This window comes from Dietzia sp. DQ11-71, assembly GCF_014144995.1.
GTDB classification, from domain to species: domain Bacteria; phylum Actinomycetota; class Actinomycetes; order Mycobacteriales; family Mycobacteriaceae; genus Dietzia; species Dietzia kunjamensis.
This window is the reverse complement of sequence record NZ_JAALDT010000460.1, coordinates 1-4,705: the sequence shown is the minus strand read 5'-3', so window position 1 is coordinate 4,705 and position 4,705 is coordinate 1. Positions and strand designations below refer to the sequence as shown.

Below are 4,705 nucleotides of genomic sequence, written 5' to 3'. Positions count from 1 at the left end.
CCCCACCGTGGCCGTCACACCCCGGTCCGTACGCACCCGTTCCCGCACCCTCGCGGCCGCATCCGGCCTCGCAGCTCTGGCCCTCGTGCTGGGGGCCTGCGGCGAGGAGGGCGAGGCCGAGCAGGCCGTCGGCGAGGCCACCAGCGCGGTGGGGTCCGTCGCCGCCGAGGCCACGTCGGCGGTGGGTGACGCGATGAACGACGGCGGCGAGGGCGGCGAGGGCGGCGCCACGACCGGCAACGGCCCGCAGCCCGAAGGCTCCGAGGAAGGTGGGGGCGAGAGCCCGAACCCGGACGAGGAGTTCCTGAACGACATCCAACGCGTCGGCGTGGACACGCCGGACGAGCAGGACTACATCACCCGCGGCCGTGACGCCTGCGCGTCGTTCGACGAGGGCACCGGCTACATCGACGTGCTCCAGATGTACAACGACGCCCATCCCGATGCTCCCGTGATCGAGGCACCGGCAGTGGTGACGGCCGCGGTCAAGGCGTACTGCTCGCAGCACCTGCCGCTCGTCGGCGACGGAGGCGAGAACGGCGGTGGCGAGAACGGCGGAAGCGAAAACAGCGGAAGCGAAAACAGCGAAGGCGCCTAGGACCGACCCCGTCAGATCCCGGCGCGGTCGAGCGCCTCGGCGGTGAGGCGGCGGCCCAGCGCGATCAGCTCGTCCGCCCGGTGGAAGTCGAACGTCGAACACGCGTCCGAGGGGACCTCCACCAGCACATCGGGGCGGTTGCCGGCCATGCGGTAAGCCGTCACGATGCTCTCCATCGCCTCGATGGTGTGGGTGACCACGTCGAAGATCCGTAGGGACCCGGGAAGGGATTCCTCGGCATCGGCGGCGACCTCCTGCTCGCCCTCGTCGACCACCTCTTCCACCACGTCAGACGGCTGACCGGGCGCCCGGACTCCGGCCGTCCCGTCGTAGACGCCGTCGACCGCGTCGTCGGCCACGTCACCGCCGGCATCCGATGAGTCCTCGTCCTCCGGGACAGCCGGATCCTGACCGAGTCGCGCGGCGATCAGTCGCACCAGGTCGCCGTCGCGGACATCCGCTGCGGCGGTCCGGATCCGGCCTGTCAGCGTGCCCGCCGGCCTCGCCCCGGCCGCGGCACCCCTCCGGGAGATCTTCGGCTCGGCCTCGGGGGACACCTCGTCCGGATCCGAACTCTCCTGGAACGTCGACCCTCGGATCCCGGACCGACGCCCCGTCAGCGAGACCGCCAGCAGCAGGTCGCTGTTCACGGGCGCCAACGGTTCCAGCGGGACGGGGTTGGTCACGCCACCGTCGACGATCAACCGCCCTCCGACCAACGCCGGGGTGATGACGCTGGGGATGGCGAACGACGCCCGCACCGCCACGTCCGCGGGGCCGCGGGTGAACCAGACCTCCCGGCGGGCCCGCAGATCGGTGGCGACGGCGGTGAACGGGATCTCGAGATCCTCGATGCGGACGTCGTCCAACATCGCCCCGATCACCGCCATGATCCTGTTCGCCCGGATGGCGCCGCCGCCCGCGAAGGAGACGTCGAGGAGCCGCAGGACGGCGGGCTGGGTCAGGCCCCGCACCCACTTCTCGAAGTCGTCGAGCTTGCCGGCCGCGTAGAGGGCACCCACGACGGCACCCATCGACGCCCCGGAGACACCGACCACCTCGTGTCCACGTGCCTGCAGCTCACGGATCACGCCGATGTGCGTGTATCCACGCGCCCCGCCCGAGCCCAGTGCCAACGCGACCCTCACAGGCGCCCCTTTCGGTCGAGTCCGACCACGCGTCCCCCGCGTGTCCGCCCCCAGTGTGCACCCGTCCCGTCCGGGTACAGGACGTCAACTCCACGGTCCGTGTCGTAGGTGGGATCTACCGTCAGCATCGCATCGAGCACCTGTTCGACGCCGGGCACCGGGCCCGATACACCCGCACAGAGGAGATCCCATGTCCCACACCGCCATCCCGCCCCGTACCGGCTCCGCCTACGCCCCCACCATCGACCGCGACATGCTGCGGGTCGCCGCTAACGTCGAGCGCTCCGGGATGCACGTCGTCCACGTCGGCGAGGGCTGCGACTGCGGCGACTGCGCCGCCACACCACTTCCTCCGGACGACAGGTTCGGCTACACCATCGGACTGACGGATCTGGGGCACCCCGAGTTGCTCGTGCGGGGCCTGGCGGCGCGGGAGACCGCCGATCTGCTGGGCCGGTGGGGCGAGACCGTCCTGGCCGGCCAGGTCTTCGATGCCGGGCACCTGCTGTGCGAGGGCTCCGGCGGCCCGACCTGGGAACTGGTCCCCGTACGCCGGCCGTCCCGCACCCTGCGCTGGGCGGGCAGGTACTACCGCACCTCCGGAACCGGGGGCCTGGCCGCGCTGGAGTTGATCCCGGCCCGCCGGCCGTGCCCCTGCGAGGGGTGTAGCTGACGGTCCGGGCCCGGCGAGGGTCGTCGTAGGGTCTAACCATGCCCCGTCACCAGCTGCACCTGGATGCGCGTTCGCCGTCGATCATCGTCCCGATCACCGCCGGCGACCTCACGCAACTGGAGCAGCAGGCCGCGGCGTTGGCCGACGATCCCGTGGTCGATCTCGTCGAGTGGCGGGTCGACCTCTACGAGCCCGCCCCCGCCCGGTCCGGGGCGGCCGCCGCCGAGGCCGGGACGTCGACCGATCCCGGCCCGGCGGTGGCAGCGCTCGAGGCCCTGGCCGGGCTGCTTCCGGACACCCCGATCCTGGCCACGTTCCGCACCACGGCCGAGGGCGGTAGTGCCGGGATCACCGACGACGCCTACATCGCGCTGGTCGCATCTCTCGCGGCGACCGGCCTGGTGGCGGCGGTGGACGTCGAGCACAGGCACCCGCGGGCGGCACGGGCGATCGAGGCGGCCCACGCGCACGGCACCTCGGTGGTGGCGTCGAACCACGACTTCGATGCCACCCCGCCGGCCGCGGAGATCGTCGCTCGACTGGAGGCCATGGAAGCCGCCGGGGCGGACGTGGCCAAGATCGCCGTGATGCCCCGCTCGGCGGCCGACGTGGTGACGCTGATCGCGGCCACCGAGAGTCGCCACCGCGTCGCCGGTATCCCGCTGATCACCATGTCTATGGGCGCGCTCGGGGCGGTGACGCGTATCGGCGGCGGCACGTTCGGATCGGCGGCCACCTTCGCCACCGTGGGCGCGGCTTCGGCGCCGGGGCAGTTGCCGGCGGTCGGGGTGCGGGCCGCGCTCGATCTGCTGGGTTAGCCGTAGCGCCGCAGGACCTCCTTGCGGAGGCCGGAGGTGGCCACGTCCGCGATGTGCTTCTGGGCCTTCTTGAGCATCACTCCGGGAAATTTGATCTTGAGGTCCACCTCGAGGTCGAAGACCACCTCGGTGGTGCCGTCGCCCTTGTCCGTCAGCACATAACGCGCGTTCTGCACATTCTGGGTGCTGCTCTCGACGAGCGACCAGCTCACCTCGCCGTCGTACCACTCATACCGCACGACCATCTCGTCGGTCACGCCGTACTGCGCGATCTTCTCCCACACCACGATCGGCCACCCCTCGTCGTCGGCCTCGCGGATCTCGACCTCGCGGTGGGCCTCCGACCAGTCGACGAGGGATTCGACGTCGGCGAGGACCTCCATGATCTCCGGGATGCCGGCCTCGATCGTGGTCACTGACTTCACTGACACTGCCATGGTCGCCAAAGTTACCCTCGCGGCCCGCCCGTGGTGCGAGGATCGGTCCATGATCGCCGCAGCCGGTCCCGGCGGGTCGAGCGCAGACCGCAAGGTCGCGTTGCTGCGGGGGATCAACGTGGGCAGGTCGGCCAGGATCGCGATGGCGGACCTGCGGGCCTGCACCGAGGAGTCGGGCTGCACGGAGGTGAGAACCGTCCTCGCCACCGGGAACGTCGTGCTCACCGACCCACGCACCGAGGACGAACTCCGGGCGGTGCTCGAAGCCGCCTACGCCGACAGGTTCGGCTACGACGCGGTGGTGCAGGTCCTCACCCGCGATGCGGTCGAGGAGGCGGTGGCGGCGTACCCGTTCGAGTCGCTCGACGAGCACCACGACTACGTCGTGTTCTCCGATGACCCGGCGGTCACCCGGGCGGTCGCCGAGGCGATGGGCGCGGCGATCGAGCCCGGCGGCACCGAGGTCGTGACAGCGGGATCAGGGTGCGTGTACTGGCGGGTTCCCAAGGGGGCGACGCTGAACTCGGCCGCCGGCAAGGCCTCCGGCAACCTAGCGCATGACCGTCACCTGACGAGCAGGAACCTCCGGACGCTACACAAGATCCTCGCGGTGGGCTGAGACGCGTCAGGGCCCTTGGACGGACGCGCCGATCGTGTCGACGAAGGCAGCGAGGGGCCCGAAGATCGCGGGGAAGATCCCGTCCCACATGGCCTGCAGCTGGGAGAGGTCGAACGGGGGCATCGGTCACGCTCCTTCTGTGGGAGGGGTGGCGTGCGGGCTCTCCGCCTGCGCCGGGTTCCCTTCCGCAGACAGGATCCTCTGCACACGTGCTCGGACGCAACCCTTTGCCCGTGGCAGACTGCGAGCGATGTCCCACCGCCCGCCCACCGGATCCACTACCGTCGCGCTGGCCGCCGTGCTGTTGGCGGCCCTCGCGCTGGGTGGGTGCTCGTCGGACCCGCAGGAACCCGCGCCCGGGGACGCGGGCGCGACGTCCGTGTCCACCTCGGCGGCGCGGGTGCCGACGGCC

General features: G+C 71.3%; 6 protein-coding genes. 4 read left to right on the top strand and 2 right to left on the bottom strand.

The genetic code is table 11. The annotated features are described in order from the left end of the window. Positions 1 to 7: 7 nt before the first annotated feature. Positions 8 to 598, top strand: a complete 591-nt coding sequence (locus G6023_RS14525) for a DUF732 domain-containing protein (protein ID WP_069389925.1) — start codon at positions 8 to 10, stop codon at positions 596 to 598. An 11-nt stretch (positions 599 to 609) separates the two neighbouring features. Here the strand turns inward: G6023_RS14525 and G6023_RS14520 are convergent, their stop codons facing one another. Then, complete coding sequence (locus G6023_RS14520; RefSeq protein ID WP_069389924.1) at positions 610 to 1,746, bottom strand: patatin-like phospholipase family protein; 1,137 nt, start codon at positions 1,744 to 1,746, stop codon at positions 610 to 612. A gap of 190 nt (positions 1,747 to 1,936) precedes the next feature. Between G6023_RS14520 and G6023_RS14515 the strand changes: the two genes are divergently transcribed. Together G6023_RS14515 and aroD are read left to right on the top strand one after the other, a co-directional pair. Then, on the top strand, positions 1,937 to 2,419 hold the full coding sequence (locus tag G6023_RS14515) for a DUF4262 domain-containing protein (protein WP_069389923.1): 483 nt from the start codon (positions 1,937 to 1,939) through the stop codon (positions 2,417 to 2,419). Between the two features lie 38 nt (positions 2,420 to 2,457). Beyond that, on the top strand, positions 2,458 to 3,237 hold the full coding sequence (gene aroD / locus G6023_RS14510) for a type I 3-dehydroquinate dehydratase (protein ID WP_069389922.1): 780 nt from the start codon (positions 2,458 to 2,460) through the stop codon (positions 3,235 to 3,237). Here the strand turns inward: aroD and G6023_RS14505 are convergent. Next, positions 3,234 to 3,674 (bottom strand): SRPBCC family protein, encoded by a 441-nt coding sequence (locus G6023_RS14505; protein ID WP_069389930.1) that lies wholly within the window; start codon positions 3,672 to 3,674, stop codon positions 3,234 to 3,236. The two genes, aroD and G6023_RS14505, sit on opposite strands and share 4 nt — an antisense overlap. Positions 3,675 to 3,723: 49 nt before the next feature. Here G6023_RS14505 and G6023_RS14500 point away from each other — a divergent pair, with 49 nt between their 5' ends. Continuing rightward, positions 3,724 to 4,293: a DUF1697 domain-containing protein gene (locus G6023_RS14500; protein ID WP_069389921.1), complete on the top strand. Its 570-nt coding sequence runs from the start codon at positions 3,724 to 3,726 to the stop codon at positions 4,291 to 4,293. Positions 4,294 to 4,705: the final 412 nt, after the last annotated feature.

What these genes read in the sequence shown, in the direction of transcription:
- G6023_RS14515 (WP_069389923.1), top strand. Translation starts at nt 1,937, where the DNA reads ATGTCCCACACCGCCATCCCGCCCCGTACCGGCTCCGCCTACGCCCCC.
- aroD (WP_069389922.1), top strand. Translation starts at nt 2,458, where the DNA reads ATGCCCCGTCACCAGCTGCACCTGGATGCGCGTTCGCCGTCGATCATC.
- G6023_RS14505 (WP_069389930.1), bottom strand. Translation starts at nt 3,674, where the DNA reads ATGGCAGTGTCAGTGAAGTCAGTGACCACGATCGAGGCCGGCATCCCG.
- G6023_RS14500 (WP_069389921.1), top strand. Translation starts at nt 3,724, where the DNA reads ATGATCGCCGCAGCCGGTCCCGGCGGGTCGAGCGCAGACCGCAAGGTC.